This window comes from Streptomyces sp. NPDC048275, assembly GCF_040652275.1.
Lineage (GTDB): Bacteria > Actinomycetota > Actinomycetes > Streptomycetales > Streptomycetaceae > Streptomyces.
Genome location: NZ_JBEZLR010000126.1, coordinates 1 through 26,335, shown reverse-complemented (window position 1 = coordinate 26,335; position 26,335 = coordinate 1). Strand labels below are relative to the sequence as shown.

Sequence of the window (26,335 nt, the reverse complement as noted above, 5' to 3'; positions counted from 1 at the left end):
GGCTTTCCTCCGGGCGCTTCCCTTCGGTCTTGCGTTTCCGACTCTATCAGACCGTTTCCCGATCCGATTTCCTCGGCGCTTTCCAGGTTTCCGCTCTCGCGTTTCCCTTTCCGGCGGCTCCGACTCTATCAGATCCTTTCGGGCCCGATTCCCAGTCAGCGGGGTTGTCTTCGCGACTGTTGGGCCGTTCCGACGAGTGAGACTTTAGCGGATTCCTGCCTCCCGAGCTAATCGGGGTGGCGTCCTCTCGAACGCGGATTCCTCATTTCGCAAACACGCATGAAAACGAGCCGACGACGAGTCGCCGTTCGTTGAATGCTTGGCGCGGAATGGCTGTCCGGGGACCGACCGGAGTCGGCGCTCACGTCGGACAACCCGGAGAACATTACGTACGACATGGAGCCGTGTCAACTCCACTCCGGGGGCACCCCGGGGGCGTAGTCTCGGAGGCATGACTACGCGTACGTGCACCCAGCAGTGGTGGGCCGCCTGACGGCGGCCGTACTCACGTATGTACTCAACGGCCGCCGCCTCGGCGGCCGTTTTTGTGTCTCCCTCCTGGAGAGCCGGCCGACGGGCGCGGCGGCCTCGACCAGGAGGTGGAGAAGTGACGCGGATCTTCAGTGGGGTCAAGCCGACCGGGCATCTGACGCTGGGGAACTACCTGGGGGCCGTACGGCGCTGGGCTGATGTCGATCAGCACCGGGCCGATGCACTGTTCTGCATCGTCGATCTGCACGCGCTGACCGTGGACCACGACCCGGGGCGCGTGCGCAGGCTCAGTCGGCAGGCGGCGACGTTGTTGCTGGCGTCGGGGCTCGATCCGGAGCGGTGCACCGTGTTCGTACAGAGTCATGTGGACGAGCACGCGCGGTTGTCGTATGTGCTGGAGTGCGTCGCGACCGACGGGGAGATGCGGCGGATGATCCAGTACAAGGAGAAGGCCGCGCGGGAGCGGGAGCGGGGCGGGAGTGTTCGGCTGTCGTTGCTGACGTATCCCGTGCTGATGGCGGCGGACATCCTGGCGTACGGGACTGACGAGGTGCCGGTCGGGGACGATCAGACACAGCATGTGGAGCTCACTCGGGATCTGGCGGTGCGGTTCAACCAGCGGTACGGGCACACGTTCGTAGTGCCTCGGGCCACGCATCCGCAGGTCGCGGCGCGGGTCATGAATCTGCAGGAACCGGCGTCCAAGATGGGGAAGAGCGATAACGTCGGGCCTGGGGTGGTGTATCTGCTCGACGAGCCGGATGCCGTGCGGAAGAAGATCATGCGGGCCGTGACGGACAGCGGCCAGGACGTTGTGTACGACCGGGAGGCGCGGCCGGGGGTCTCGAATCTGCTGGAGATTCTTGCCGCTTGTGACGGTGGGAACCCCGAAGCCTTGAGCGGTGTATATGAGTCGTACGGCGCTTTGAAGAAGGACACCGCCGAGGCCGTGGTCGAACTCCTCAGGCCCGTACAGGACAGGCACAAGCAGTTGTGCGCGGATCCTGCCTATGTGGAGGGGGTGTTGCGAGACGGGGCGGAGAAGGCCAGGGAGATGGCGAGGCCGAGGGTGGACGCGGCTTATCGGGCGATCGGGTTGCTGGCGGCGGGCTGAATGGTCGTGGACTGAAAGGCGGTGGGCTGAAAGATGGTGGAGCCGGGGGCGGGCCTGGCCCCACGTCTTTCAGCTGTTGCCTGGCGCGGCGTCCGCTAGCTGTTACCGGAGGCCAGTTCGCGGCTGCGGTCGCGGGCTGCCTCCAGTGCGGCGATGAGGGCTGCGCGGACACCGTGATTCTCGAGTTCGCGGATTGCGTTGATCGTGGTGCCCGCGGGGGAGGTGACGTTCTCGCGGAGCTTCACGGGGTGCTCCCCGCTGTCGCGGAGCATCACGGCGGCGCCGATCGCGGACTGGACGATCAGGTCGTGGGCTTTGTCGCGGGGTAGGCCGAGCAGAATGCCCGCGTCGGTCATGGCCTCGACCAGGTAGAAGAAGTACGCCGGTCCCGAACCGGAGAGGGCTGTGCAGGCGTCCTGCTGGGACTCGGGGACGCGGAGCGTCTTGCCGACGGCGCCGAAGATCTCCTCGGCGTGGGCGAGGTGCTCGGGGGTGGCATGGCTGCCGGCGGAGATGACGGACATGGCCTCGTCGACGAGCGCGGGCGTGTTCGTCATGACACGGACGACAGGGGTGCCTGCGGCCAGGCGCTCCTCGAAATAGGAGGTGGGAATGCCTGCCGCGCCGCTGATGACCAGGCGGTCGGCGGGGACGTGCGGGGCGAGTTCGTCGAGGAGGGTGCCCATGTCCTGCGGCTTGACCGTGAGGATCAGCGTGTCTGAGGTTTTGGCGGCTTCGGCGTTGGTGACCGCGGTGATGCCGTAGCGCTCCTGGAGTTCCTTGGCGCGCTCGGGGCGGCGGGCCGTGACCAGCAGGTCTGCGGGGGCCCAGCCGGACCGGATCATTCCGCTGAGCAGGGCTTCGCCGATCTTGCCCGTGCCGAGGACTGCGACTTTCTGGGTCATGGTGCGGGGCCCTCCGGGGGTTGTGTCGTCCGGTGCTCATCCTCCCACCGGGGGCGTGGGGGCGGCTTGGTCGTCCGGTGGGCGGGATGTCGGGTGTTCGAGCGTCCTAGGTGTTCAGGTGCCGGTTGGGGGGCGGCCCCGCTGCCCCTATCCGTTCCATCCCTGCCTGGGGGCTGCCGCCCCCGGACCCCCGCATCGGCGGCCTGAACGGCCTCGTCCGCAAACGCCGGACGGGCTGTGCCGCCCGGCACTGGGGGCTAAGGGGTTCGGCGCTTCAGCGTTGCTGCGCCGAGGCCCAGTACCAGTAGTGCGCAGCCCGCCACGATGAGCGCGTCGCCGACGAAGGCGGCGGTCACGTCGGTGTGCATGAGGACTTCGTTCATGCCGTCGACGGCGTAGGACATGGGGAGGACGTTGGAGAGGGCTTCGAGGACGGGGTGCATGTTCGAGCGGGGGGTGAAGAGGCCGCAGAGGAGGATCTGGGGGAAGAGCACGGCCGGCATGAACTGGACTGCCTGGTATTCCGAGGCCGCGAAGGCCGAGACGAAGAGACCGAGAGCGGTGCCGAGGAGTGCGTCGAGCAGCGCGACGAGCAGGAGGAGCCACGGGGAGCCGGTGACGTCCAGGTCCAGGGTCCAGACCGCCAGGCCCGTGGCCAGGGCCGACTGGACGATGGCCAGCGAACCGAAGGCCAGGGCGTAGCCGGCGATCAGGTCGCCCTTGCCGAGGGGCATGGCGAGAAGGCGTTCCAGGGTGCCGGAGGTGCGTTCGCGCAGGGTGGCGATCGAGGTGACCAGGAACATCGTGATCAGCGGGAAGATCCCGAGGAGGGAGGCGCCGATGGAGTCGAAGGTGCGTGGGCTGCCGTCGAAGACGTAGCGGAGCAGGACGAGCATGACGCACGGGACGAGGATCATCAGCGCGATGCTGCGCGGATCGTGGCGGAGCTGGCTCAGGACACGGGTCGCGGTGGCGGTCGTACGGGAGTAGCTGATCGCCTTCGCGCGTACGAAAGGTGCTGCGCTCGGGGGCACGCTCGTGCTCGTGCCCGTGCTCGTGGTCATCGGACGGTCTCCTTGTGGGGGTGGGCGCCCGCCGTGATCGCTTCGTCGACCAGGTGGAGGAAGGCGGCCTCGACGGTGTCGGAGTCGGTGCGTTCGCGCAGGGCGTCGGGGGTGTCGTCGGCGAGGATCTCGCCCTCGCGCATCAGGAGGAGGCGGTGGCAGCGCTCGGCCTCGTCCATGACGTGGGAGGAGACGAGGAGGGTGGCGCCGCGAGCTGCCGCGATGTGGTGGAAGAGGGTCCACAGGTCGCGGCGGAGGACCGGGTCCAGGCCGACGGTCGGTTCGTCGAGGACCAGGAGTTCGGGGGTGCCGAGGAGCGCGACCGCGAGGGAGACGCGGCTGCGCTGGCCGCCGGAGAGGTTTCCCGCGAGGGTGTCGGCGTGGGAGGTGAGGTCGACGTCGGCGATGGCCTGGGTGACCGTGGCGTGGCGGCGTTCGGCGGCGATGGAGGCTTCCCCGCGCGAGCGGAGTCGAGGGCGGGAGAGCCCGGGATCGAGGATCGCGGCGAAGTAGTCGAGGTTCTGGCGGACGGTCAGGTCGTCGTAGACGGAGGGGGCTTGAGTGACGTAGCCGATGCGGGAGCGGAGAGAGGCGTCGCCGGCGGGGCGGCCGAGGACTTCGAGGGTGCCGGTGACTTTCGCCTGGGTGCCGACGGTCGAGCGCATCAGGGTCGATTTGCCGCAGCCGGAGGGGCCGAGCAGGCCGGTGATCTGGCCGCGCGGGACGGCGAATTCGAGGTTGCGCAGGACGGTGCGGGTGCCGCGTACGACGGTGAGGGCTTCGGCGCGGATCGCCGCGGCCTGTGGGGAGGAGGAGTCCCGTGGTTCCGCGGGAGCGGGTGGGCGTCGAGCAATATTCATCATGCGATGAATATTGCTCGCGTGGAGTAGGGCCGTCAAGCCCGACGCATCCGGCGGCGCAGGCGCGCGGGGGTGTCATCGGGAGGCGGCGCTCCGGTGTGCGGCGAGGTGGCGCGCTCCTGCGTTCACATGGTGGTTACGCCTGGGGCCTGTCCGGCGGATCAAGTCGGAGGGAAGCAGTGGTGCCTTGTCGGCGCAGGTGAGCGGGGTCAGTCGGCAACCGACGACAACGCCGCAGATCGGCATGCCAGACCCCGCGTCTCCGGCATGATCCGCCGGACAGGCCCTAGGGGCGCGGTGCAGACGTAGGGGCTGCTGGATGCCGTGCAGCCGCCGTCCTTGGCGGAGTTGGGGCGGTTCACGGAAGTGGGCGTGCTCGGGACGGTGCTGGCGTTCGCGCTGATCGCTTCCGCCGAGTCGCTGTTCAGCGCGGCGGCGGTGGGCCGGCTGCACCGGGGGCCGCGAACCGATGACGACCGGGAGCTGATCGCACAGGGTGCGGGGAATGCCGTGTGCGGGCTGCTCGGGGCGCTGCCGATGACCGCGGTGATCGTGCGGAGCGCGGCGAACGTGCAGGCCGGGGCGCGACCGAAGGTGTCTCGGGTGCTGCATGGGGTGCGGCTGCTGGTCTTCACCGTTGTGCTGCCCGGGGTGCCGACGGTGATTCTGGTGGCGGCGCTGGCGGGGTTGCTGGTGCATGCGGGGTGCAAGTTGGTGCCGGTGCGGGAGTTGGGGGTGTGGGTGCTGTGGCGCGGGCATCGGGGGGGAGGTGGTGGTGGTGCTGGGCGTGACGGCGGTGGCCATCTTGGTGGGGAACCTCTTCGAGGGAGTGCTGGTCGGGCTCGCGTTCGCCGTGGCCAAGACCGCGTGGGATCACGAGCGGGTTGCCACGATCAGCAGTACGTCGTAGACCTCCTCGACCTCGCCCTCCGGGAACGTCTCCAGGAGATGCGCGCGCTCCTCGGTGAGGAACGCCTCCGCGCCCTCCTTGCCGAGGACCAGGAAGATCGAGTGGCTGCCGAGGTTGGCGAGGTGGGTGTCAAGTGGGACGCGGCGGCTCCAGCGCAGTGTGCGTTGGGCGACGGTCAATCGGGGGGTCGGGGCGGTGGACAGCGCCGCTGCGGCGCGGGCGCCGCTGCCGTTCTTCTCGACTACCGGGTCGATGCCGAAGTGGCGCTCGATGCGGTCGGCGGCTGCGGCGATCCACGGGATGTCGAGGGCTTCCGTGTTCCACCAGAGGGCGAGTGCACCGTTTGGGCGCAGGACGCGAAGCGCTTCCGGGATGGAGTGGGCCGGGTTTGTCCAGTGCCAGGCCTGGGCGTAGGTGAGGAAGTCCGCGGAGGCGTCGGCGAGGGGGAGGGTGTCGCCGGTGCCGCGGATGACGGGGACGGTGGGGAGGGTGCGGCGGAACTCCGCGGCCATGGCCTCGCCGGGTTCCACGGCGATGACGTCGGCTCCTCTTGCGTGGAGGAGGGCGGTGGCGATGCCGGTGCCGGCGCCTACGTCCACGACTCTGGCGCCGGTGAGGGGGCGGGCTGCCATGTCTTCGATGGCGTCGAAGAGGGCGGGTGGGTAGGAGGGACGGTTCGCGGCGTACTCGGCGGCGGCGGTGTTGAAGGAGTGGGCTCGGGTGGTGTGGGAGGAAGGGGAGGGGGAGGAAGAGGGGGTGCGGGTCATACGGTCATAGTGGCGGAGTGGGGTGGCTGGGGTGGGTTGTTCGCCCCCGCCGCCCCTGCCCTCCCCCAAGTTCTCGGCTTCGCTCAAGCAGGGGGGACCCCCATCGTCCCTTGGGGGCTTCGCCCCCAGACCCCCGGTCGCCCGAAGGGCTCGTCCTCAAACGCCGGACGGGCTGGGAGTGCAGGCCGGGCTGAAAGGTTGCTGTTTGGGGTGAAGAGTGACAGATGTTCCCGTATTCCCGGGGCTTAAGAGCGGCGGTGCTTTTTTGACGGGTTGTTCGTGCGGCGGTTTGTGCGGCGTTCGTACTGTCGGCGGGCCGTTTCGTACTCCTCGCGGTGGAGTTTCTCGCCGGGGGCCTCGGTGAGGGCGCGGAAGGAGTAGGCGAGGAGGGAACCGACGAAGCCGATGGCCAGGAGACCGCGGAGGGAGGCCTGGCGGTCGGGGTCGGGGCGCTTGGTGAAGGCGTCCCAGGTGTGGCGGAACGCGAGCGCGCTGCACACTGCGAACATCACCACGACCAGGAGGGTCACGAACTCGCCGACGTCCGCGATCGCCAGGCCCTGGTAGGCGAAGCGGAGTACGAAGCAGGCGGCGACCGCGGCGGCGAGCGCGCCGACGGCCACGGCGACGCGGCGGACCGGGTAGCCGCCGTCGTGTGCCACCCAGGTCGTGCCGAAGAAGCGCAGGGGCTCGGGCTGGGGCCCTGCGGGGGTGCCGGTTCCGACACTGGTTTCGGTACTGGTGCCGGTCTCGCTCTTGTCGCTCACAAGACGATTATCGCTCCGGTCCGCCGCAAAGCCCCGGCCCTTGATGCCTCAGGCGCAGCGCGGCGCGACGTAGCCGTCGCTGCCGGTCTTCACGTAGGCGTCCGAGACGTACTCGCCGCTGGCGATGTTGTCCCAGATGCTTGTGGTGCCGTACGGACCGCTCACGGATTCGCCCGGCCGCTGGCAGAAGATCGGCACGCTTGAGCCCGCGGGCAGCACGCGCACGATGCGGTAGCCGGTGCCGGGGCCGCTGCGGACGTTCACCGCGTGGCCGGGTGCGAGCGGGTAGGAGTTCACTGCCGCTTGGACCGAGCTCGCGGTCGCCGTTGTGGACGCCGCTTCCTCGTCGCTGCTTTCTATAGGCTCAACAGCCATGGAGATCTCCCCCGTTGAATCTGACATGTGTACGTCTTTCGCACGCGGAGGCTAGCAAGCCGCCTCGGTCTCGTACGAGGAATCGACTAGGCTCCGTGCGTCGCGCGCGCGGACGAACAGCACGGGGGTGGGTCCTTGGCGCCACAGCGGAACACCGGATCGGGTGCGGAAGCGGAACTTCCCGAGTACGCGGGGCAGTACCGTCTCGAGGAGCGCCTGGGGTCCGGCGGCATGGGCGTCGTCCAGCTGGCCCGCAGCACCTCGGGGCTGCGGCTCGCCGTGAAGGTCGTACACGCACAGTTCGCGAGGGATCCCGAGTTCAGGGGGCGGTTCCGGCAGGAGGTCGCCGCCGCGCGGCGGGTGAGCGGAGCGTTCACCGCGCCTGTGGTCGACGCCGATCCGGAGGCCGAACGGCCATGGATGGCCACTCTCTTCATTCCCGGCCCCACCCTCGCCGAGTACGTGAAGCGGAACGGCCCCATGCCCCCCGACCAACTGCGCCGTCTGATGGCCGGACTGGCCGAGGCGCTGCGCGACATCCATCGGGTGGGGGTCGTACACCGGGATCTGAAGCCCAGCAACGTCCTGCTCGCCGACGACGGCCCCAAGGTCATCGACTTCGGCATTTCCAGGCCGTCGGACAGTGAACTGCATACCGAAACGGGCAAATTGATCGGCACACCGCCGTTCATGGCACCCGAGCAGTTCCGCCGTCCGCGACAGGTGGGACCGGCCGCCGACATCTTCGCCCTGGGCTCGGTGATGGTGCACGCCGCGACGGGCCGGGGACCCTTCGACTCCGACAGCCCGTACGTCATCGCCTATCAAGTTGTGCACGACGAGCCGGACTTGACGGACGTTCCCACGAATCTGGCACCGCTCGTCACGCGCTGCCTGGCCAAGGAACCTGAGGACCGGCCGACCCCTGACGAACTGATGCGGGAGCTGCGCTCGGTGGCGGCCTCCTACGATACGCAGGCGTTCATTCCGGCTCAGCGTGCCGAGCCGTCCGGTCCTGACGATGATCCCGTCGGCAGTTTCGTCGATGGTTCTGTCGGCAGTTCTTCCGTCGACGGTTCTTCCGTCGACGGAGATCCTCCGCAGTCCAAGCCGCGGCCCAGGAAACGCGCCCTCAAACGCATCGCGCTCGTCGCCGGAGCTCTTGTCCTTACCGCGGGCGGGACATTGGCGACGACCCAATTGCTCGGACAGGACAGCAGCGGCACCTCGCAGGACCAGGGGGCGCGGTCCGCGCCGATCGGTTTCACCGGGTGGGACACCAAACCTGTGCCCGGAGCCAGTGGGATGCCTCAATGCTCGTACGGGGCAGGGAAGTTGTTCTGCGCCCAGCCAGGGCTGGTCTACGCCCTCGACCCGGTCGACGGCCACGTGCTGTGGCGGCACGACTCCGGTGAGCGGAGTGCTCCGGATGGCCTGCCCGTCACCTCGGGCGGACTGGTGCACGCCGTCACCCATGGCGGCGGACTCCTGGAGGCGCTCGATCCGGCCTCGGGCAGGACACGTTGGACGATGGATCTTTCGGCGTACAGCCGTGTGCAGCACGCCGGCGGAACGGTCCTGCTCACCGGTGCCGACGGGACGGTCACCGGAGTGGACGGGGCTTCGGGCGAGAGCCGTTGGAGCCAGCGGATACCGGGGCAGAGCGCGCCGAACCTCGCCGCGTTCGCCGGGGGTGGGCTCGCCTACGCCACGAGTACGTCGGGCGACGGGACGAGTACGCGGGTGGCCGGGCTGGATCCGGAGACCGGGGACGTACGATGGGACGCCAGCCTGAAGGGCACGCTGTACCCGGTCGGCACCCAGCGGGACACGGTCGTCTTCACGTCCGTCGACAAGAACACCGAGACGGACGCCCTGGTCCAGTACGACCCGCAGAGCAAGGTGTCGCACCGGGTGGAGTTCGCTGTGACACTCCCCCAGGCTCAGGCCACCGTGCGCGCGAACACCGTCTATCTGGTGGCCACGCTCGGCCCGCTGGTGGCCGTCGACCTGGAGACGCGAAAGCAGCGCTGGCGCCTCGAGACGTCCGTGAGCCGGGGCTCGGCGCCCGTCGCCGACACCGAGCACGTCTATTTCACCGCGGCCGACGGGCGGCTGCTCGCCGTGGACGCGGCGAAGGGGAAGCTCGTCGGGCAGACCCGGACCCGGCTCGGTGCCGAGGCGGACCGGGTCCCAGCAGCGCTGTCCCCGCCGCTCGTCACCGGCGGCCGCGTCTACGCGAGTGCGCCCGACGGGACCGTGTTCGGAGTGGCGGGGGACGATCCGTCGGCCTGGTGAAGGTTCAGGATCAGGAACTGCTCAGGACTGGTCTGGTCTGGTCAGGAAATGGCCAGGTCTGCCGTTCTGGATCAGCCCAGCTTCGAGACGTCCCGCACCGCGCCCTTGTCCGCGCTCGTCGCCATCGCCGCGTAGGCACGCAGGGCTGCGGAGACCTTGCGCTCCCTGGCCGCCGGAGCATAGACGCCCTTGAGCGCATCGCGGCGTGCGCCCAGCTCCTCGTCCGACACGAGCAGCTCGATCGAACGGTTCGGGATGTCGATGCGGATGCGGTCGCCGTCCTGGACCAGGGCGATGGTGCCGCCGGAGGCCGCCTCGGGGGACGCGTGGCCGATCGACAGGCCCGAGGTGCCGCCCGAGAAGCGGCCGTCGGTGATCAGGGCGCAGGTCTTGCCGAGGCCTCGGCCCTTGAGGAAGGACGTCGGGTAGAGCATCTCCTGCATGCCGGGGCCGCCCTTGGGACCCTCGTAGCGGATGACGACGACGTCGCCGTGCGTGATCTGTTTCTTGAGGATCTTGTCGACGGCCTCCTCCTGCGACTCGCAGACGACGGCCGGGCCCTCGAAGGTCCAGATCGACTCGTCGACGCCGGCCGTCTTCACGACGCAGCCGTCGACCGCCAGGTTGCCCCGCAGGACCGCGAGGCCGCCGTCCTTGGAGTACGCGTGCTCGGCGGAGCGGATGCAGCCGTTCTCGGCGTCCTCGTCGAGGGCTTCCCAGCGCTCGGACTGGGAGAAGGCCTCGGAGGAGCGGACGCAGCCGGGGGCGGCGTGCCACAGTTCGACGGCCTCGGGGGACGGGGAGTCGGCGCGCACGTCCCACGTCTTCAGCCAGTCCGCGAGGGTCGGGCTGTGGACGGAGTGCACGTCCTCGTTCAGCAGGCCGGCCCGGTGGAGCTCGCCCAGCAGGGCCGGGATGCCGCCCGCGCGGTGCACGTCCTCCATGTAGTACGTGCGGTCCTTCGCCACGTTCGGGGCGACCTTGGCGAGGCAGGGCACGCGGCGCGAGACCTCGTTGATCTCGTCCAGACCGAAGGGCACGCCCGCCTCCTGGGCGGCGGCCAGCAGATGCAGGATCGTGTTGGTGGAGCCACCCATCGCGATGTCGAGGGCCATGGCGTTCTCGAAGGCGGCGTGCGTGGCGATGTTGCGGGGCAGGACCGACTCGTCGTCCTGGTCGTAGTAGCGGCGCGTGATGTCGACGACCGTGCGGGCCGCGTCCTCGTACAGCCCCTTGCGGGCCGTGTGGGTGGCGAGGACCGAGCCGTTGCCGGGGAGGGACAGGCCCATGGCCTCGGTCAGGCAGTTCATCGAGTTGGCGGTGAACATGCCGGAGCAGGAGCCGCAGGTCGGACAGGCGTTCTCCTCGATACGGAGGATGTCCTCGTCCGAGATCTTGTCGTTCACGGCGTCGGAGATCGCGTCGACCAGGTCGAGCGTGCGGACCGTGCCGTCGACCAGCGTGGCGCGGCCGGACTCCATGGGGCCGCCGGAGACGAAGACCGTCGGGATGTTCAGGCGCAGGGCCGCCATGAGCATGCCGGGGGTGATCTTGTCGCAGTTCGAGATGCAGATCAGGGCGTCGGCGCAGTGGGCCTCGACCATGTACTCGACCGAGTCCGCGATCAGGTCACGGGAGGGGAGGGAGTACAGCATGCCGCCGTGGCCCATCGCGATACCGTCGTCGACGGCGATCGTGTTGAACTCGCGCGCGATGCCTCCGGCGGCGGTGATGGCCTCGCTGACGATCCGGCCGACCGGCTGGAGGTGGGTGTGGCCCGGCACGAACTCCGTGAAGGAGTTGGCCACCGCGATGATCGGCTTCCGTCCGATGTCCGCGCCCGGTACACCGGAGGCGCGCATAAGGGCACGTGCCCCCGCCATGTTGCGTCCGTGGGTGACTGTGCGGGACCTCAGCTCGGGCATCGTCGCTCGCTCCTTCGGAGAGTAATGACTCAGGTCGAGCCTACGCCCGGGCGCCACGATTCGGACGGAGCGTCCGGAATGCGGGACACCTGTCTCGGGGGTCGGCTGCGGGTGGTGGTTGTCGAGGGGCGCCGTGGGGGGGGCGGTTCTCGGTGGTGTGTGCAGGTCGTTCAGGGCTGGTCGCGCCCACGCGGCGGAGCCGCACAAGGTCACAGCCCCGCACCCCTGTGGGGGGCGCCACAGCTCACGGGGTGGTCAGGTGGCCCTGCACCACGGGAGCCACCCGCTCGACGACGCGTTCCACGTCCGCCGACGCCAGGGGTTCGACCTTGATGATGTAACGGAGCATCGCCACCCCCACCAGCTGGGCCGCTGCCAGTTCGACGCGCAGTTCCGCGTCGGGGACGTCGAGGCGGCCCGCGATGCGGCGGAGCAGCTGGGCGGCGACCAGACGGCGGAAGACGGCAGCCGCGGTCTCGTTGTTCACGGCGGAACGGACGATCGCGAGCAGCGGGGTCCGGGTGGTCGGGTTCTCCCAGATACCGAGGACGAAGCGGGTCAGGCGCTCGCCGACCGTGTCCAGGGGGCCGTCCTCGACCGCGCCCGACGCGGCCAGGGCGGGGGCGAAGGCGAGCTCGACGGCCGTCTCGAAGACCTGCTCCTTGGTGCCGAAGTAGTGGTGCACGAGGGCCGAGTCCACACCGGCGGCCTTGGCGATGCCGCGCACCGACGTCTTCTCGTAGCCCCGCTCGGAGAACTCCTCGCGGGCCGCTTCCAGGATGCGGTCGCGGGTGGCGGGGCCCGCCTCCGACTGCGTACGGGAAGGGCGTCCCCTGCGGCGAGGGGCGGCGGCGTCCGTCACCGGCGGGGCACCTTCACCGCGGAGGCGAGGTGCAGGCGGGTGAAGGCCAGGGCCTCCGCCAGGTCCGCCTCGCGTTCGGCGCTGGACATCGCACGGCGGGTGTTGACCTCGATGACGACATGGCCGTCGAAACCGGAGAGCGCGAGACGCCCCAGCAGTTCGGCGCAGGGCTGGGTGCCGCGGCCGGGGACGAGGTGCTCGTCCTTGTTGGAGCCTTTGCCGTCGGCGAGGTGGACGTGTCCGAGGCGATCGCCCATGCGGTCGATCATCTGGAGGGCGTCGGTGCGGGCCGTCGCGGTGTGACTGAGGTCGATCGTGAAGTGCCGGTAGTCGTCCTTCGTCACGTCCCAGTCGGGGGCGTAGGCGAGCATTTCGCGGTCGCGGTAGCGCCAGGGGTACATGTTCTCGACGGCGAACCGTACGTCCGTCTCGTTCGCCATCCGCCAGATCCCGGTGACGAAGTCGCGCGCGTACTGGCGCTGCCAGCGGAACGGGGGGTGGACGACCACCGTGGAGGCGCCGAGCTTCTCGGCGGCGGCCCGGGCGCGCTGGAGCTTGACCCAGGGGTCGCTGGACCACACGCGCTGGGTAATCAGCAGACAGGGGGCGTGAACGGCGAGGATCGGGACCTGGTGATAGTCGGAGAGGCGGCGGAGGGCTTCGATGTCCTGGCTGACCGGGTCGGTCCAGACCATGACCTCTACGCCGTCGTAGCCGAGGCGTGCGGCGATCTCGAATGCCGTCGCCGTCGACTCCGGATACACGGACGCCGTGGACAGCGCGACCTTCGCATCCGGGATGCGCACGACTGGTTCTGCCACGAGGGACAGCGTACGGGGTGCCTCTGGCCGTTGGGCTGGGGCACCTGTTCCCCGTGGGGAGAGTCATCGGGGGCGGGTGCGGCTGCGGGGGCGGGTGGTCTGTGGCGGAGCGCGCCCACACGTCGGAGTCGCATATGTCACAGCCCCGCACCCCCCTTTGGGGCGCGGGGAGTGTCCTACCTGCTACTCCGTCGGCAGGTGGTCCAGGCGGCGGAGGATTACGCCCTCGCGCAGGGCCCAGGGGCAGATCTCCAGGGTGTCCACGCCGAAGAGGTCCATCGCGCCCTCGGCGACGAGCGCGCCCGCGAGGAGCTGGTTCGAGCGGCCCGGGGAGACGCCGGGGAGTTCCGCGCGCTCGTCGGCGGTCATCGCGGCGAGCCGGGGTACCCAGTCCTCCAGCGAGCGGCGCTTGAGTTCGCGCTGGACGTACAGGCCGTCGGTGGAGCGCGCGGCGCCGGCCAGGCGGGCGAGCTGCTTGAAGGTCTTGGAGGTGGCGACCACGTGGTCGGGGGCGCCGAAGCGACTGAACTCCCCCACCGTACGGGCGATCTGCGCGCGCACATGGCGGCGCAGCGCCCTTATGTCGGCGGGGTCGGCCGGGTCGGTCGGCAGCCAGCCCGCGGTCAGCCGGCCCGCGCCGAGCGGCAGGGACACCGCGGCGTCCGGTTCCTCGTCGATGCCGTACGCGATCTCCAGGGAGCCGCCGCCGATGTCGAGGACGAGGAGTTTGCCCGCCGACCAGCCGAACCAGCGGCGGGCTGCCAGGAAGGTCAGCCGGGCCTCCTCCGAGCCGGCCAGGACCTGGAGCTCGACGCCGGTCTCGGCCTGCACCCGGGCCAGCACGTCGTCGGCGTTGCTGGCCTCGCGCACGGCGGAGGTGGCGAACGGCAGCAGGGCTTCGACGCCCTTGTCCTCGGCGGCGTCCAGCGCGCCCCTGATCGTCTCGATCAGCTTGTCGACGCCGTCGGAGCCGATCGCCCCGCTCTCGTCGAGCAGTTGGGCGAGCCGCAATTCGGCCTTGTGTGAATGCGCGGGCAGCGGGCGCGCGCCGGGGTGCGCATCCACCACCAGCAGATGCACCGTGTTCGAACCAACGTCGAGGACACCGAGTCTCATGTACGGAACGCTACTGGGCGGACGGCGGACGGCCGTCCCCGGAGCGGCCTGAAGCGACTTACCCTGGACGGGTGCCAAAGACGAAAAAGGCGAAACCCGACAAATCCTCCAAGGATTCTTCGCAGGCGAAGGCCATCGAGTCCCAGAAGTCACCGAAGAAGACGAAGAAGTCCCCGGAAAAGTCCTCGAAGACGATCTCCGTATCTGACGAGCAGGGGCTCGACTTCGCTCGCGCATGGGTGGAATTTCCGGATCCCGCCGATGAGGAGCAGGTCTTCCGGTGCGATCTGACATGGCTGACCTCTCGCTGGAACTGCATCTTCGGAAGCGGCTGCCAGGGCATCCAGGCCGGTCGCGCCGATGACGGCTGCTGCACGCTCGGGGCGCACTTCTCGGACGAGGACGACGAGAAGCGGGTGGCCGGGCACGTGGCGAGGCTCACGCCGGACATCTGGCAGCACCATGACGTGGGCATGGAGAGCGGTTGGGTCTCGGAGGACGAGGACGGCGACCGGCAGACCCGGCCGTACCAGGGGTCCTGCATCTTCCAGAACCGGCCCGGCTTCGCCGGCGGCGCGGGCTGCTCGCTGCACATCCTCGCGTTGAAGGAGGGCCGCGAACCCCTGGAGACCAAGCCGGACGTCTGCTGGCAGTTGCCCGTGCGACGGACGTACGAGTGGATCGACCGGCCCGACGACACCCGGGTGCTCCAGGTGTCCATCGGCGAGTACGACCGCCGCGGGTGGGGTCCGGGCGGGCACGACCTGCACTGGTGGTGCACGTCGGCGACCTCGGCGCACGGCGCGGGCGACCCGGTGTACGTCTCGTACCGCCCGGAGCTCGTCGAGCTGATGGGCAAGGCGGGGTACGACCGGTTGGTCGAGCTCTGCGAGGAGCGGCTGGCCTCGCAGCTGCCGCTGTTTGCGCCGCATCCGGCGGATCCGGTGGGCTGACGCGGATGCGGTCGGCTGACGCGGATGCGGTCGGCTGACGCGGATGCGGTCGGCTGACGCGGATGCGGTCGGCTGACGCGGATGCGGTCGGCTGACGCGGGTGCGGTCGGCCGAGGGCGCCGGTCCGCCGTTTTGGTACTGCTTCGGTCCTCTTCGGTCCTCTTTGGGCCCACTGCGGTCTGCTTCGGTCGTGCCTCGGTCCTGGTTCCACCCTGGTTCCGTCCTGCTTCGGCCGTCCTGCTTCGGCCCTACGGGGACGGGCTCGGGTCGCTGCTGTCGCTGGGCGGGGGTGTCGAGCCGCCCGGGTCCGACGGGGACGTGTCCGTGGGAGTGGGGGTCGGCGTCGGGTCGGGGTCCGAAGGAGTCGGCGTCGGGTCGGGCTCGGACGGGGGCGGGGTCGAGTCGGGGGTGGACGGGGTGGGACGGCCGGAGGTCGGGCCGGGGTCGGGCGCGCCCGCGTTCCCGTACCCCTCGATCGTGGCCACCGCGCCCGCCGGTGCGATCGACACCCGCGCGCCCCAGGGGCCCACCGGCTCGCGAAGATGATCGACGTACACCTTGATCGTCAACGATTCGCCGGGGGCGAGCCTTCCCGACGACTGGCTGAGGTAGAGCCAGGACGCTCCCGTGCTCGCGGACCAGCGGACCGGCGAAGTACCGGACGCGGTCAGCGTGACGAGGGTCGTGTCGCCGCTGCTCGCGGCCCGCACGGAGAGGCCTCCCGCGCCGTTTCTGGCCCCGGGGGCGCCGCCCGGGGCACTTCCGGGGGCACTGATCACCTCGACGGAGACGTCGGGTGAGCGGCTGCCGTTGATGAAGCGGCTGTCGGGTTCGGTACTGGCGTTGCCCGCGTTCTCGTAGCTGCCCGGCTCCTCTCCGTTGATGCTGTCGGGGCCTTGCGCCTCGCTCGCGGTGATCGCGTGGCCGTCGGCGCCCTCTCCGGTGAGGGGCGCGCCGCGGTAGGCCGCCCAGAGGGCGAGAACGGGGGCGGCGACGACCGTGGCGACGACGGTTGTCGTGACGGCACGCGCGCGTAGCCGGTCTCTTCGTGCCGCGTGGTCCTTGGGGTCCATCGGGAAACCGCGCCGGTCGAAGCGTGGAGCGCCGCCCCGCGCGCGGGGGGTGTGCGCCATCGCGATGTGCAGTTCCGTGCGCGGGGCCTCCAGGACGGGGAGCGCGGCGGGCGTGACGCCGGCGCCGGGCCAGATACCGGGGGCGGCTCGCTCGGCGGTGCGGCGACAACGCGGGCAGTCGTCGACGTGCCGGACGAGTTCGCGGCGCAGGGTGGTGCTCAGGACCAGCTGGTTGTCGCCGGTGAGGCGGGCGACGCTCGGGCAGGTGCCGGTCTCCACGACGGCGAGGGCGGCGCGGGTGCGTTCGACCTCGCAGGCGGCGGAGGCGAGCAGTTCGCGTGCGGCGGCGAGGTCCATGCCCAGGACGGCGGCGACCTCGTGGGCGGTGAGCTGGTGGCGCACGGCGAGTTCGAGTGCCTCGCGCTGCTCGGGAGTGGTGCCGGCGGCCTCCGGCCAGGCCAGCAGGGCGAGTTCGCGCTGCCGTCGGGCCTGAGCCTCCTCGGAAACAGGGGCACTCAGCGCCTCGGCCGCGTATCGATCGGCGACATCTTTGGGGCCTTTGGCATGTTTGGAGCCTTTGAACTCTTTGGAATTTTTGGGGCCTTTTGGGGTCCCGTGGCGGCCTGAGGCGTGCGCGGCCCGTCGTCGGCGCCGGGCCTCGGTGAGCTTGCGCAGACAGGACCAGCGGGCGAGCGCGTACAGCCAGGCCCTGCGGTCGTCCGCGGACTCCGGGCCGCGCGGGCTCCGGCGCTCGGCCAGCGCGAGGACGTCCCCGAGGGCGGCGGTGGCCGCGTCGTGGTCGCACAGCACGGACAGGCAGTAGGTGAACAGGCCGTCCAAGTAGGGCCCGTAGCGCGCGGGAAGGCGCTGGGCCACCGTGCGGGCCGATGCGCCACGGGGCGCTGCCACCCGCTTGCGTGCGTCTCCGTGCGCCCGGTGTGCGCCGGTGGTGTGCGTGGAGGTCTCCGGACCGCTGCTCATCACCCGTGCGACCGTAGGCGCCCGAGGGTGGCCCCTTCTTCCCCCTTGAGCACATTTAATCCGTACGGGTGAAACGATCCCTCAAAAGGGGACAGGAACCTCCGATTCCATGGCCCACGCCGTCACAGGCGGCGATGGCAGTCGATGGCAGATGCCTCGCCGGTCCGGGCTGTCAGTGGGCTCGGCTACGGTTTCGTCATGGCTGCCCGTACGAAAACCGCGAAGGACCGACCGTCCTACCGCTGCACCGAGTGCGGCTGGCAGACGGCCAAGTGGCTCGGCCGCTGCGCCGAGTGCCAGGCGTGGGGGACGGTCGAGGAGTACGGCGCACCCGCGGTCCGCACGACGGCACCGGGCCGCGTCACCACCTCCGCGGTGCCCATCGGACAGGTCGACGGCCGCCATGCCACCGCCCGCACCACCGGTGTGCCCGAGTTCGACCGCGTGCTCGGCGGCGGTCTCGTACCGGGCGCGGTCGTCCTGCTCGCCGGTGAGCCGGGCGTCGGCAAGTCCACGCTGCTGCTGGACGTGGCGGCGAAGTCCGCGAGCGACGAGCACCGCACGCTGTACGTCACGGGTGAGGAGTCCGCCAGCCAGGTGCGACTGCGCGCCGACCGCATCAAAGCCATCGACGACCACCTCTATCTGGCCGCGGAGACCGACCTCTCCGCCGTTCTCGGCCATTTGGACGCGGTGAAGCCGTCGCTCCTCATCCTCGACTCGGTCCAGACCGTCGCCTCCCCGGAGATCGATGGTGCGCCCGGCGGCATGGCCCAGGTGAGAGAGGTCGCGGGGGCACTGATCCGCGCCTCCAAGGAGCGCGGCATGTCCACGCTCCTGGTGGGCCATGTCACCAAGGACGGCGCGATCGCCGGTCCCCGCCTGCTCGAACACCTCGTGGACGTCGTGCTGCACTTCGAGGGCGACCGGCACGCGCGCCTGCGGCTCGTCCGAGGGGTCAAGAACCGTTACGGGACGACGGACGAGGTCGGCTGCTTCGAGCTGCACGACGAGGGGATCACGGGCCTGGCGGACCCCTCGGGTCTGTTCCTGACGCGTCGCGCCGAACCCGTCCCCGGGACCTGCCTGACCGTCACCCTCGAAGGCCGCCGCCCCCTGGTCGCCGAGGTCCAGGCCCTCACCGTCGACTCACAGATCCCCTCCCCGCGCCGTACGACCTCCGGTCTGGAGACCTCCCGCGTCTCGATGATGCTGGCCGTCCTGGAACAGCGAGGCCGCATCAGCGCGCTCGGGAAGCGGGACATCTACTCGGCGACGGTCGGCGGTGTGAAGCTCTCCGAGCCCGCCGCAGACCTCGCCATCGCCCTCGCCCTCGCGTCCGCCGCGAGCGATACCCCCCTCCCCAAGAACCTCGTGGCGATCGGCGAAGTAGGTCTCGCGGGCGAGGTCAGACGGGTCACGGGCGTCCAGCGCCGGCTCGCCGAAGCGCACCGTCTGGGCTTCACACACGCCCTCGTACCGACCGACCCGGGCAAGATCCCTCCCGGTATGAAGGTCCTGGAAGTCGCCGACATGGGCGACGCCCTGCGGGTCCTTCCGCGCTCGCGTCGTCGAGAGGCCCCACGGGAGGACGAAGAGCGCCGGTAGACTTTGCCCTGGTCTCGCCCGTCCGTACGAACCGTGGGCGACCGGAAACCCGCGACCGGAGGAGTGCAGTGGCAGCCAACGACCGGGCAGCAGCTCCCGGAAAATCCGGTGGGAGCTCCGGTGCCGATGGCCTGATGCGCGCCTCACTGAGTGCCGTGGCACCCGGCACGGCGCTGCGCGACGGGCTCGAGCGGATCCTCCGCGGCAACACCGGCGGACTCATCGTGCTCGGCTGGGACAAGACCGTCGAGTCGATGTGCACCGGCGGCTTCGTGCTGGACGTCGAGTTCACCGCCACCCGGCTGCGCGAGCTGTGCAAGCTCGACGGCGGCATCGTGGTCGACAAGGACCTCACCAAGATCCTGCGGGCCGGCGTGCAGCTGGTGCCCGACCCGACGATCCCCACGGAGGAGACGGGCACCCGGCACCGCACCGCGGACCGGGTGAGCAAGCAGGTCGGCTTCCCCGTCGTCTCGGTCTCCCAGTCGATGCGCCTGATCGCTCTGTACGTCGACGGTCAGCGCCGCGTCCTGGAGGACTCCGCCGCGATCCTCTCCCGCGCCAACCAGGCCCTGGCGACCCTGGAACGCTACAAGCTCCGCCTGGACGAGGTCGCGGGCACGCTCTCCGCTCTGGAGATCGAGGACCTGGTCACCGTCCGGGACGTGTCGGCGGTGGCCCAGCGGCTGGAGATGGTGCGTCGCATCGCGACCGAGATCGCCGAGTACGTGGTGGAGTTGGGCACGGACGGACGTCTGCTCGCCCTCCAGCTGGACGAGTTGATCGCGGGCGTTGAGCCCGAGCGCGAGCTGGTGGTCCGCGACTATGTGCCCGAGCCGACCGCCAAGCGTTCCCGCACGGTCGACGAGGCGCTCTGCGAGCTGGACGCCCTCAGCCACGCGGAACTGCTCGAACTCCCCACGGTGGCGAGAGCGTTGGGCTACACGGGCTCCCCTGAGGCGCTCGACTCCGCGGTATCTCCGCGTGGCTTCCGCCTGCTCGCCAAGGTGCCGCGGCTGCCCGGCGCGATCATCGACCGCCTCGTCGAGCACTTCGGCGGTCTGCAGAAGCTCCTCGCCGCCAGCGTCGACGACCTCCAGACGGTCGACGGTGTGGGCGAGGCGCGGGCGCGTAGCGTCCGTGAGGGGCTCTCACGGTTGGCGGAGTCGTCGATCCTGGAGCGGTACGTCTGACTTCGTGACCGGGAGGCGGGCGCGTCTTCCGCCGCTTCCCAGTTCTGCGGCTTGCTCGGTCCTGCGAGCCTGCTCGGTCCTGCGGCTTGCTCGGTCCTGCGGGCCCGCTCAGTCCTTCGACAGTACGAACGACGTCTGCGCCTTCGTCAGCCCCGGCACCGTCGCCTCCACCAAATACGTGCCGGCTGCCGCCGAACCGGGCGAGGGCGTCGTGCACCCGGGGGCACTGGCCGTGCGGTCCCAGTCCTGCGTGTAGGTCACCTGGTCGTCCGCCGGAACGCGGAAGAGCAGGCTGCCGGGGTCCTTGAGGCAGTCGTCGGAGGACCAGAAGCTCTCATCGCTTCCGGCCTGAGTGATCGTCAGGACGGCGTTCTTCGGGCCGAGATCGACCTTGCAGTCGCCACTGGAGGAGTTCTTCGCAATCAGCTCTATCGAGGGCTTCTCGCCGAGCGCGTACGTGTTGCGCACGCTCCTCAATGACACCTTGACCGCGCCTGTCGTGCAGTTGGGAAGCGTGGACCCGGCCGGAAGTTGATCGGTGGAACCGACGCCGCCGCCGCTCTTGGATCCGTCGTCCGAGGTTCCGGTGTCCCCGGTGGATCCGCTGCTGGATCCGCTGGAGTCTCCGGAGTCGTCGCCGCCGCTGCCGGGGCTCGCGCTCGCGCTGGACTCGTCGCGTCCGCCCGGGTGTTGGCTGATCGCGGGTCCGGAGCCGGACGGTCCCGGAGTGATCGTGTCCACCGGGTTCTTTCCGTTGGACCCGTCCGCGTTCTGTTTGCCGCCTCCGCCGCCGGTGCCGACCACCCAGGCGATCAGCAGCGCCAACAGGGCGACCACGGACAGCAGAACGGCCCTCCGACGCCAGTAGATGGAGGAGGGAAGCGGCCCGACCGGATTGCGCATAGATCCCACGGCGCAAACTGTACGAGAGATCCCTGGCGTCGCCTGCCCCACCCGCCGCCCTAAGCGCCAACTTTTCCGGATCATCATTCCGGCAAGGTGGTCGAGTTGTTGCTGATGGGGAGTTTTCGCCCCCGCCGCCCCTACCCGTTCCATCCCGTTCCTGGGGGCTCCGCCCCCAGACCCCCGCTTCGGCCTGGACGGCCTCGCCCTCAAACGCCGGACGGGCTGGGATGCCTGGCGGGGGTTTGGGGGCGGAGCCCCCAGGGACGATGGGGGTCCCCCCTGCTCGGGCGAAGCCGAGAGCTTGGGGGAGGGTAGGGGCGGCGGGGGCGAAAACCACGTACGTGCGGAAAGCGCGTCGCAGCACCCCCGCATGGCAGGATCGGAAACGCCATGACTGCACCCACCATGCCCACACCCAGCCCCCAGCCCAACGCCCCCGGCGAGACCCTGCACGACCCGGTCATCACCTGGTTCGACGAGCACGCCCGCGACCTCCCCTGGCGCCGCCCCGACGCCGGCCCCTGGGGCGTGATGGTCAGTGAGTTCATGCTGCAGCAGACCCCGGTGAGTCGCGTGCTGCCCGTGTACGAGCAGTGGGTGGCCCGCTGGCCCCGACCTGCCGACCTGGCCAAGGAACCCCCGGGCGAAGCCGTCCGCGCCTGGGGCCGCCTCGGTTACCCCCGCCGCGCCCTGCGGCTGCACGGCGCCGCGGTCGCCATAACGGAACGGCACGGCGGCGACGTACCCACGGAGCACGCGCAGCTGCTCGCGCTCCCCGGCATCGGCGAGTACACGGCCGCCGCGGTGGCGTCGTTCGCGTACGGCCAGCGTCACGCCGTACTGGACACGAACGTGAGGAGGGTCTTCGCGCGGGCCGTCACCGGCGTGCGGTACCCCCCGAACGCCACCACGGCCGCCGAGCGCAAGCTCGCCCGTGCCCTCCTCCCCGAGAGCGACCGCACGGCCTCCCGTTGGGCCGCCGCCTCCATGGAGCTCGGCGCGCTGGTCTGCACGGCGAAGAACGAGACCTGCCACCGCTGCCCGATCGCCGCGCAGTGCGCGTGGCGGCTGGCAGGAAAGCCCGAGCACGAGGGCCCGCCGCGCCGCGGACAGACGTACGCGGGCACGGACCGACAGGTCCGCGGCAAGCTCCTCGCCGTACTCAGAGAGGCCGTCGGGCCGGTCCCGCAGTCCGTGCTGAACCGTGTGTGGGACGAACCCGTGCAGCGGGCTCGCGCCCTCGACGGTCTGGTCGCCGACGGTCTCGTGGAACCGCTCCCGGGTGGTTTGTATCGGCTGCCGTTGACATAGCCGCCGCCCCGCCGCTTCCTCCAGGGCCATAAATCCACCCCAACCAGGGCAGATGATCGCCCCGCCTTACCCGGTCCATACATCCGTTACACAACCGACGGACAGCCGAGCGCTCGCCGCAGGCTGCCTCGGACAACCCCGTGACAACGCCTCCGTAGCTTCATTCCCGTACCGCAGACACAGCGCAACGACAGCGGGACACAAGCGACGGACAACCGGCGGCAGGCGACAGCAGGCAGGCCGAAACGGGGATGGAGGCGGTCGATCATGGCGCACGGCGAGGTGCTCGAGTTCGAGGAGTACGTCCGCACTCGGCAGGACGCGCTGCTGCGCAGCGCCCGCCGGCTGGTCCCCGACCCCGTCGATGCCCAGGACCTGCTGCAGACCGCGCTGGTACGGACGTACGGCCGCTGGGACGGCATCGCGGACAAGCGGCTGGCCGACGCGTATCTGCGGCGCGTGATGATCAATACGCGGACCGAGTGGTGGCGGGCGCGGAAGCTCGACGAGGTCCCCACCGAGCAGATGCCGGACGCGTGCGTCGACGACTCCACCGAGCAGCACGCCGATCGCGCGCTGCTGATGGACATCATGAAGGTGCTGGCTCCCAAGCAGCGCAGTGTCGTGGTGCTGCGACACTGGGAGCAGATGTCCACGGAAGAGACGGCCGCCGCCCTCGGCATGTCGGCCGGAACGGTCAAAAGCACGCTGCACCGGGCGCTGGCCCGGCTCCGCGAGGAGCTGGAGAGCCGGGACCACGACGAGCGCGGCGCCCGCGCGCTCGAACCAGGTGAGGAGCGGGAGCGTTGCGCGGCCTAGGAACTCGGGCCAGGCAGGTCTTGCAGGCGGGGAGTGCGGCGGTGGCCGCGCTCGCCGCCCTCGGCCTTTTCCTGACCGCCTGCGCCACAGGGGGAACGGGGGCCCGAGACGAAGGCCCGGCGGGCACTGACGTGGTGGCGAAGGGCGGTGCGACCACCGCCCCGGCCTCCGCCGCCTCCGCGTCGCCCTCGCCGAGCAAAGCCCCCAAGCGTGTGGACGCGGTCAAGCTCCTCGAGGACGACCCGGAGGTCAGCCAGTCGGTCAAGCGCGCCCTGAAGCCGTGCGTCGCCGACGAGTACCCGGTCGACGTGTCGTACGGGGATCTGACCGGAGCGGCCTCGGACGACGTCGTGGTCAATGTGATGACCTGCGGCGATGCCGTCGGGATCGGCTCGTACGTGTATCGCGAGGAAAGCGGCGGGTACGAGAACGTCTTCAAGGCCGAGGAGCCGCCGGTCTATGCGGAGATCGACCGGGGCGATCTGGTGATCACCCAGCAGCTGTACAAGAAGGGCGACCCGGTGTCGTATCCCTCCAGCGAGGAAGTGATCACCTACAGCTGGTCCGCGAGCCGCTTCACCGCGGAGTCCCGGACCCACACGGACTACAGCAACGCGGTGGGCGGCGCCGATTCGCCCGCCCCCGATGCGAACTGAGAGCGGGCGGAGCAGCCGGATGGCAGAGCAGACCCATGTCCTTTTCGTCGAGGACGACGACGTCATCCGCGAGGCCACGCAGCTCGCCCTGGAGCGCGACGGATTCGCGGTCACGGCCATGCCCGACGGGCTGTCAGGCCTGGAGGCGTTCCGCGCCGACCGCCCCGACATCGCCCTGCTGGACGTCATGGTGCCCGGCCTGGACGGCGTCAGCCTGTGCCGGCGCATCCGTGACGCGTCGACCGTCCCCGTGATCATGCTGTCGGCGCGCGCCGACTCGATCGACGTCGTCCTCGGCCTGGAAGCGGGCGCCGACGACTACGTGACCAAGCCCTTCGACGGGGCTGTCCTGGTCGCCCGGATCCGCGCGGTGCTCCGGCGTTTCGGGCACGCCAACGGTCACGGCTCCGCCGCCGAGTCCGAGGGCGGGTCCGGCGTCGACAGGGGCGTACTCTCCTTCGGCGAACTGGAGATCGACACCGAGGGGATGGAGGTGCGCAAGGGAGGTACGCCGGTGGCTCTGACGCCCACCGAGATGCGGCTGCTCCTCGAGTTCTCGTCCGCGCCGGGCACAGTGCTGAGCCGCGACAAGCTGCTCGAACGCGTGTGGGACTACGGCTGGGGCGGTGACACCCGCGTCGTCGATGTCCATGTGCAGCGGCTGCGGACGAAGATCGGCCAGGACCGGATCGAGACGGTCCGCGGTTTCGGCTACAAGTTGAAGGCCTGAGCAGGGGTATGCGGGGAGTGCGGCACATGCCGGGGACACGGGGGAAGTTGCGGCGCCGGGTTCCGGACAGAACGGACGAGAGAACGGGCGAGAGAGCAGGCGGCGGAGCAGGCGGCGGGACGAGCGTCGGCACGGGCCCTGGCACGAGTGACGCCATGAGGGACGCCACGAGCGACGGCGCCGGCATCCGCACCGGCATCCGGTGGAAGCTCAGCGCGGCGATCGCCCTGGTGGGCGCGCTCGTCGCGGTCGCCCTCAGCCTCGTCGTGCACAACGCGGCACGCGTCTCGATGCTCGACAACTCGCGCGACCTGGCCGACGAACGCATCCAGGTCGCGCAGCGCATGTACGAGTCAGGGCGCACGCAGGCCTTCGGGGTCAAGGTCGACGACCCGGCCATCCCCGCGGACCTGCTGACGAAGGTCGCCCAGGGACGGCGGGCCACCTATGTGGCCGACGGTCCGAGCGGAGCGCCGGACATCTGGGCCGCCGTACCGGTCAAGGACGGCCGTGTCCTCTCCCTGCACACGGGGTTCACGGACCGCAACACGGACGTCATGAAGGACCTCGACCAGGCGTTGATCATCGGCTCGATCGCGGTCGTCTTCGGTGGCAGCGCGCTCGGCGTGCTGATCGGCGGCCAGCTGTCGCGGCGGCTGCGCAAGGCCGCCTCGGCCGCGAACCAGGTCGCCAGGGGCGAGACCGACGTACGCGTACGGGACGCGATCGGCGGGGTCGTACGCGACGAGACCGACGACCTCGCGCGGGCGGTGGACGCCATGGCGGACGCGCTGCAGAAGCGCATCGAGGCCGAGCGCCGGGTGACCGCCGACATCGCGCACGAACTGCGTACGCCGGTGACCGGGTTGCTGACGGCAGCGGAACTCCTTCCCCCCGGCCGCCCGACCGAACTGGTCCGGGACCGGGCGCAGGCCATGCGCACCCTCGTCGAGGACGTCCTCGAAGTGGCCCGGCTGGACGGCGCGTCCGAGCGGGCCGAGTTGCAGGACATCCTGCTCGGCGAGTTCGTGTCGCGGCGCGTGGCCGCCAAGGACGCCGACATCAAGGTGCGGGTGATACACGAGTCAGAGGTGACAACGGATCCGCGCCGCCTTGAGCGCGTCCTGCTCAACCTGCTGGCCAACGCCGCCCGGCACGGCAAGCCACCGATCGAGGTCTCGGTCGAGGGCCGCGTGATCCGCGTACGCGACCACGGGCCCGGCTTTCCCGAGGAACTCCTCGCCGACGGACCGCGGCGCTTCCGCACGGGCAGCAGCGACCGTTCGGGCCACGGTCACGGACTGGGTCTCACCATCGCGGCGGGCCAGGCCCGGGTACTCGGCGCCCGCCTCACCTTCCGCAACGTCCGGCCCCCGGGAGCCCTTGCGCACGTGTCCGCGGAGGGCGCGGTCGCGGTCCTGTGGCTGCCGGAACACGCGCCGACGAACACGGGAAGCTATCCGATGCTGCCGATGTGACCTTCTTCCCGCCACTTGAAAGCCCGTCAGCCTTCCAGCCTGTCCGGCCCTTGAGGACGAGCGCGTCAGTCCTCCAGCCCGTCCGGTGCTTGAGGACGAGCGCGTCAGCGCGATACGGGGGTCTGGGGGCGGAGCCCCCAGGGACGATGGGGGTCCCCCCTGCTCGAGCGAAGCCGAGAGCTTGGGGGAGGGTAGGGGCGGCGGGGGCGAAACACCCCCACCCCAGCCCCGTACAAGAGAAGGCCCCCGGGGCGGACGGCGAATTCAAGGGGTCGTTGCAACACGTGGTCGGTTGATCAGGCCGCGAGCAGTTTAGACAGGCGCTCGGCTGGGGTTTCCCAGCCGAGCGTC

The 26,335-nt window shown here is 70.2% G+C and carries 22 protein-coding genes and 1 pseudogene; 11 read left to right on the top strand and 12 right to left on the bottom strand.

The features are described 5' to 3' along the window. Positions 1-607: 607 nt before the first annotated feature. Positions 608-1,606: a tryptophan--tRNA ligase gene (trpS, locus tag AB0D57_RS42255; RefSeq protein WP_362086648.1), complete on the top strand. Its 999-nt coding sequence runs from the start codon at positions 608-610 to the stop codon at positions 1,604-1,606. A gap of 95 nt (positions 1,607-1,701) precedes the next feature. Here the strand turns inward: trpS and proC are convergent, their stop codons facing one another. The 3 genes from proC to AB0D57_RS42240 all read right to left on the bottom strand — a co-directional run bounded on the left by proC (position 1,702) and on the right by AB0D57_RS42240 (position 4,438). Then, positions 1,702-2,511: a pyrroline-5-carboxylate reductase gene (proC, locus tag AB0D57_RS42250; protein ID WP_362086645.1), complete on the bottom strand. Its 810-nt coding sequence runs from the start codon at positions 2,509-2,511 to the stop codon at positions 1,702-1,704. A gap of 257 nt (positions 2,512-2,768) precedes the next feature. Then, positions 2,769-3,575 carry an ABC transporter permease gene (locus AB0D57_RS42245; RefSeq protein WP_362086642.1) on the bottom strand — a complete coding sequence of 269 codons (807 nt, stop codon included), beginning with the start codon at positions 3,573-3,575 and terminating at the stop codon, positions 2,769-2,771. Next, positions 3,572-4,438, bottom strand: coding sequence for an ABC transporter ATP-binding protein (locus AB0D57_RS42240; RefSeq protein ID WP_362086639.1), 867 nt, complete (start codon positions 4,436-4,438; stop codon positions 3,572-3,574). The genes AB0D57_RS42245 and AB0D57_RS42240 overlap by 4 nt, the downstream gene beginning before the upstream one ends. Positions 4,439-4,732: 294 nt before the next feature. Between AB0D57_RS42240 and AB0D57_RS42235 the strand changes: the two are divergent. After that, positions 4,733-5,309 (top strand): annotated as a pseudogene (locus AB0D57_RS42235) (SulP family inorganic anion transporter); the annotation flags it as partial. Here the strand turns inward: AB0D57_RS42235 and AB0D57_RS42230 are convergent. From AB0D57_RS42230 to AB0D57_RS42220, 3 genes are all read right to left on the bottom strand, one after another. Further along, positions 5,309-6,112 (bottom strand): class I SAM-dependent methyltransferase, encoded by an 804-nt coding sequence (locus tag AB0D57_RS42230; RefSeq protein WP_362086636.1) that lies wholly within the window; start codon positions 6,110-6,112, stop codon positions 5,309-5,311. The pseudogene AB0D57_RS42235 and the gene AB0D57_RS42230 sit on opposite strands and share 1 nt — an antisense overlap. Before the next feature lie 245 nt (positions 6,113-6,357). Continuing rightward, positions 6,358-6,879, bottom strand: a complete 522-nt coding sequence (locus tag AB0D57_RS42225; protein ID WP_362086633.1) for an EamA/RhaT family transporter — start codon at positions 6,877-6,879, stop codon at positions 6,358-6,360. Positions 6,880-6,927: 48 nt separating this feature from the next. Next, positions 6,928-7,254: an SH3 domain-containing protein gene (locus AB0D57_RS42220; RefSeq protein ID WP_362086630.1), complete on the bottom strand. Its 327-nt coding sequence runs from the start codon at positions 7,252-7,254 to the stop codon at positions 6,928-6,930. Between the two features lie 135 nt (positions 7,255-7,389). On the opposite strand from AB0D57_RS42220, the gene AB0D57_RS42215 reads away from it, so the two are divergent. Further along, complete coding sequence (locus AB0D57_RS42215) at positions 7,390-9,552, top strand: serine/threonine-protein kinase (RefSeq protein WP_362086627.1); 2,163 nt, start codon at positions 7,390-7,392, stop codon at positions 9,550-9,552. Between the two features lie 71 nt (positions 9,553-9,623). Here the strand turns inward: AB0D57_RS42215 and ilvD are convergent, their stop codons facing one another. The 4 genes from ilvD to AB0D57_RS42195 form a co-directional block, all read right to left on the bottom strand. Continuing rightward, positions 9,624-11,477, bottom strand: coding sequence for a dihydroxy-acid dehydratase (gene ilvD / locus AB0D57_RS42210; protein WP_362086624.1), 1,854 nt, complete (start codon positions 11,475-11,477; stop codon positions 9,624-9,626). 244 nt (positions 11,478-11,721) lie between these two features. Then, positions 11,722-12,339, bottom strand: a complete 618-nt coding sequence (locus AB0D57_RS42205; RefSeq protein ID WP_362086621.1) for a TetR family transcriptional regulator — start codon at positions 12,337-12,339, stop codon at positions 11,722-11,724. Beyond that, the gene (locus AB0D57_RS42200) at positions 12,336-13,160 is read right to left on the bottom strand and encodes a sugar phosphate isomerase/epimerase (RefSeq protein WP_362086618.1); all 825 of its coding nucleotides are present in this window, start codon (positions 13,158-13,160) and stop codon (positions 12,336-12,338) included. The genes AB0D57_RS42205 and AB0D57_RS42200 overlap by 4 nt, the downstream gene beginning before the upstream one ends. Before the next feature lie 183 nt (positions 13,161-13,343). Beyond that, positions 13,344-14,276, bottom strand: a complete 933-nt coding sequence (locus AB0D57_RS42195; RefSeq protein WP_362086615.1) for a Ppx/GppA phosphatase family protein — start codon at positions 14,274-14,276, stop codon at positions 13,344-13,346. A gap of 71 nt (positions 14,277-14,347) precedes the next feature. Between AB0D57_RS42195 and AB0D57_RS42190 the strand changes: the two genes are divergently transcribed. Next, positions 14,348-15,229: a hypothetical protein gene (locus tag AB0D57_RS42190; RefSeq protein ID WP_362086612.1), complete on the top strand. Its 882-nt coding sequence runs from the start codon at positions 14,348-14,350 to the stop codon at positions 15,227-15,229. A 248-nt stretch (positions 15,230-15,477) separates the two neighbouring features. Here the strand turns inward: AB0D57_RS42190 and AB0D57_RS42185 are convergent, their stop codons facing one another. Then, positions 15,478-17,286 (bottom strand): hypothetical protein, encoded by a 1,809-nt coding sequence (locus AB0D57_RS42185; protein WP_362086609.1) that lies wholly within the window; start codon positions 17,284-17,286, stop codon positions 15,478-15,480. Positions 17,287-17,481: 195 nt separating this feature from the next. Between AB0D57_RS42185 and radA the strand changes: the two genes are divergently transcribed. Together radA and disA are read left to right on the top strand one after the other, a co-directional pair. Further along, complete coding sequence (gene radA, locus AB0D57_RS42180; RefSeq protein WP_362086606.1) at positions 17,482-18,891, top strand: DNA repair protein RadA; 1,410 nt, start codon at positions 17,482-17,484, stop codon at positions 18,889-18,891. Between the two features lie 68 nt (positions 18,892-18,959). Next, positions 18,960-20,084: a DNA integrity scanning diadenylate cyclase DisA gene (gene disA, locus AB0D57_RS42175; RefSeq protein WP_362086603.1), complete on the top strand. Its 1,125-nt coding sequence runs from the start codon at positions 18,960-18,962 to the stop codon at positions 20,082-20,084. Between the two features lie 108 nt (positions 20,085-20,192). Here disA and AB0D57_RS42170 read toward each other — a convergent pair whose 3' ends face one another. Then, positions 20,193-20,996: a hypothetical protein gene (locus AB0D57_RS42170; protein ID WP_362086600.1), complete on the bottom strand. Its 804-nt coding sequence runs from the start codon at positions 20,994-20,996 to the stop codon at positions 20,193-20,195. 384 nt (positions 20,997-21,380) lie between these two features. Between AB0D57_RS42170 and AB0D57_RS42165 the strand changes: the two genes are divergently transcribed. The 5 genes from AB0D57_RS42165 (at position 21,381) to cseC (ending at position 25,984) form a co-directional block, all read left to right on the top strand. Next, positions 21,381-22,301, top strand: a complete 921-nt coding sequence (locus AB0D57_RS42165) for an A/G-specific adenine glycosylase (RefSeq protein WP_362086597.1) — start codon at positions 21,381-21,383, stop codon at positions 22,299-22,301. A 267-nt stretch (positions 22,302-22,568) separates the two neighbouring features. Continuing rightward, the gene (locus AB0D57_RS42160) at positions 22,569-23,120 is read left to right on the top strand and encodes a SigE family RNA polymerase sigma factor (protein WP_362086594.1); all 552 of its coding nucleotides are present in this window, start codon (positions 22,569-22,571) and stop codon (positions 23,118-23,120) included. A gap of 41 nt (positions 23,121-23,161) precedes the next feature. Beyond that, entirely contained in the window at positions 23,162-23,776 is a 615-nt protein-coding gene (locus tag AB0D57_RS42155) for a hypothetical protein (RefSeq protein WP_362086591.1), read from the top strand. Between the two features lie 19 nt (positions 23,777-23,795). Further along, complete coding sequence (gene cseB / locus AB0D57_RS42150; RefSeq protein WP_362086588.1) at positions 23,796-24,506, top strand: two-component system response regulator CseB; 711 nt, start codon at positions 23,796-23,798, stop codon at positions 24,504-24,506. A 155-nt stretch (positions 24,507-24,661) separates the two neighbouring features. Then, on the top strand, positions 24,662-25,984 hold the full coding sequence (gene cseC / locus AB0D57_RS42145) for a two-component system sensor histidine kinase CseC (protein ID WP_362086585.1): 1,323 nt from the start codon (positions 24,662-24,664) through the stop codon (positions 25,982-25,984). Positions 25,985-26,335 lie beyond the last annotated feature (351 nt).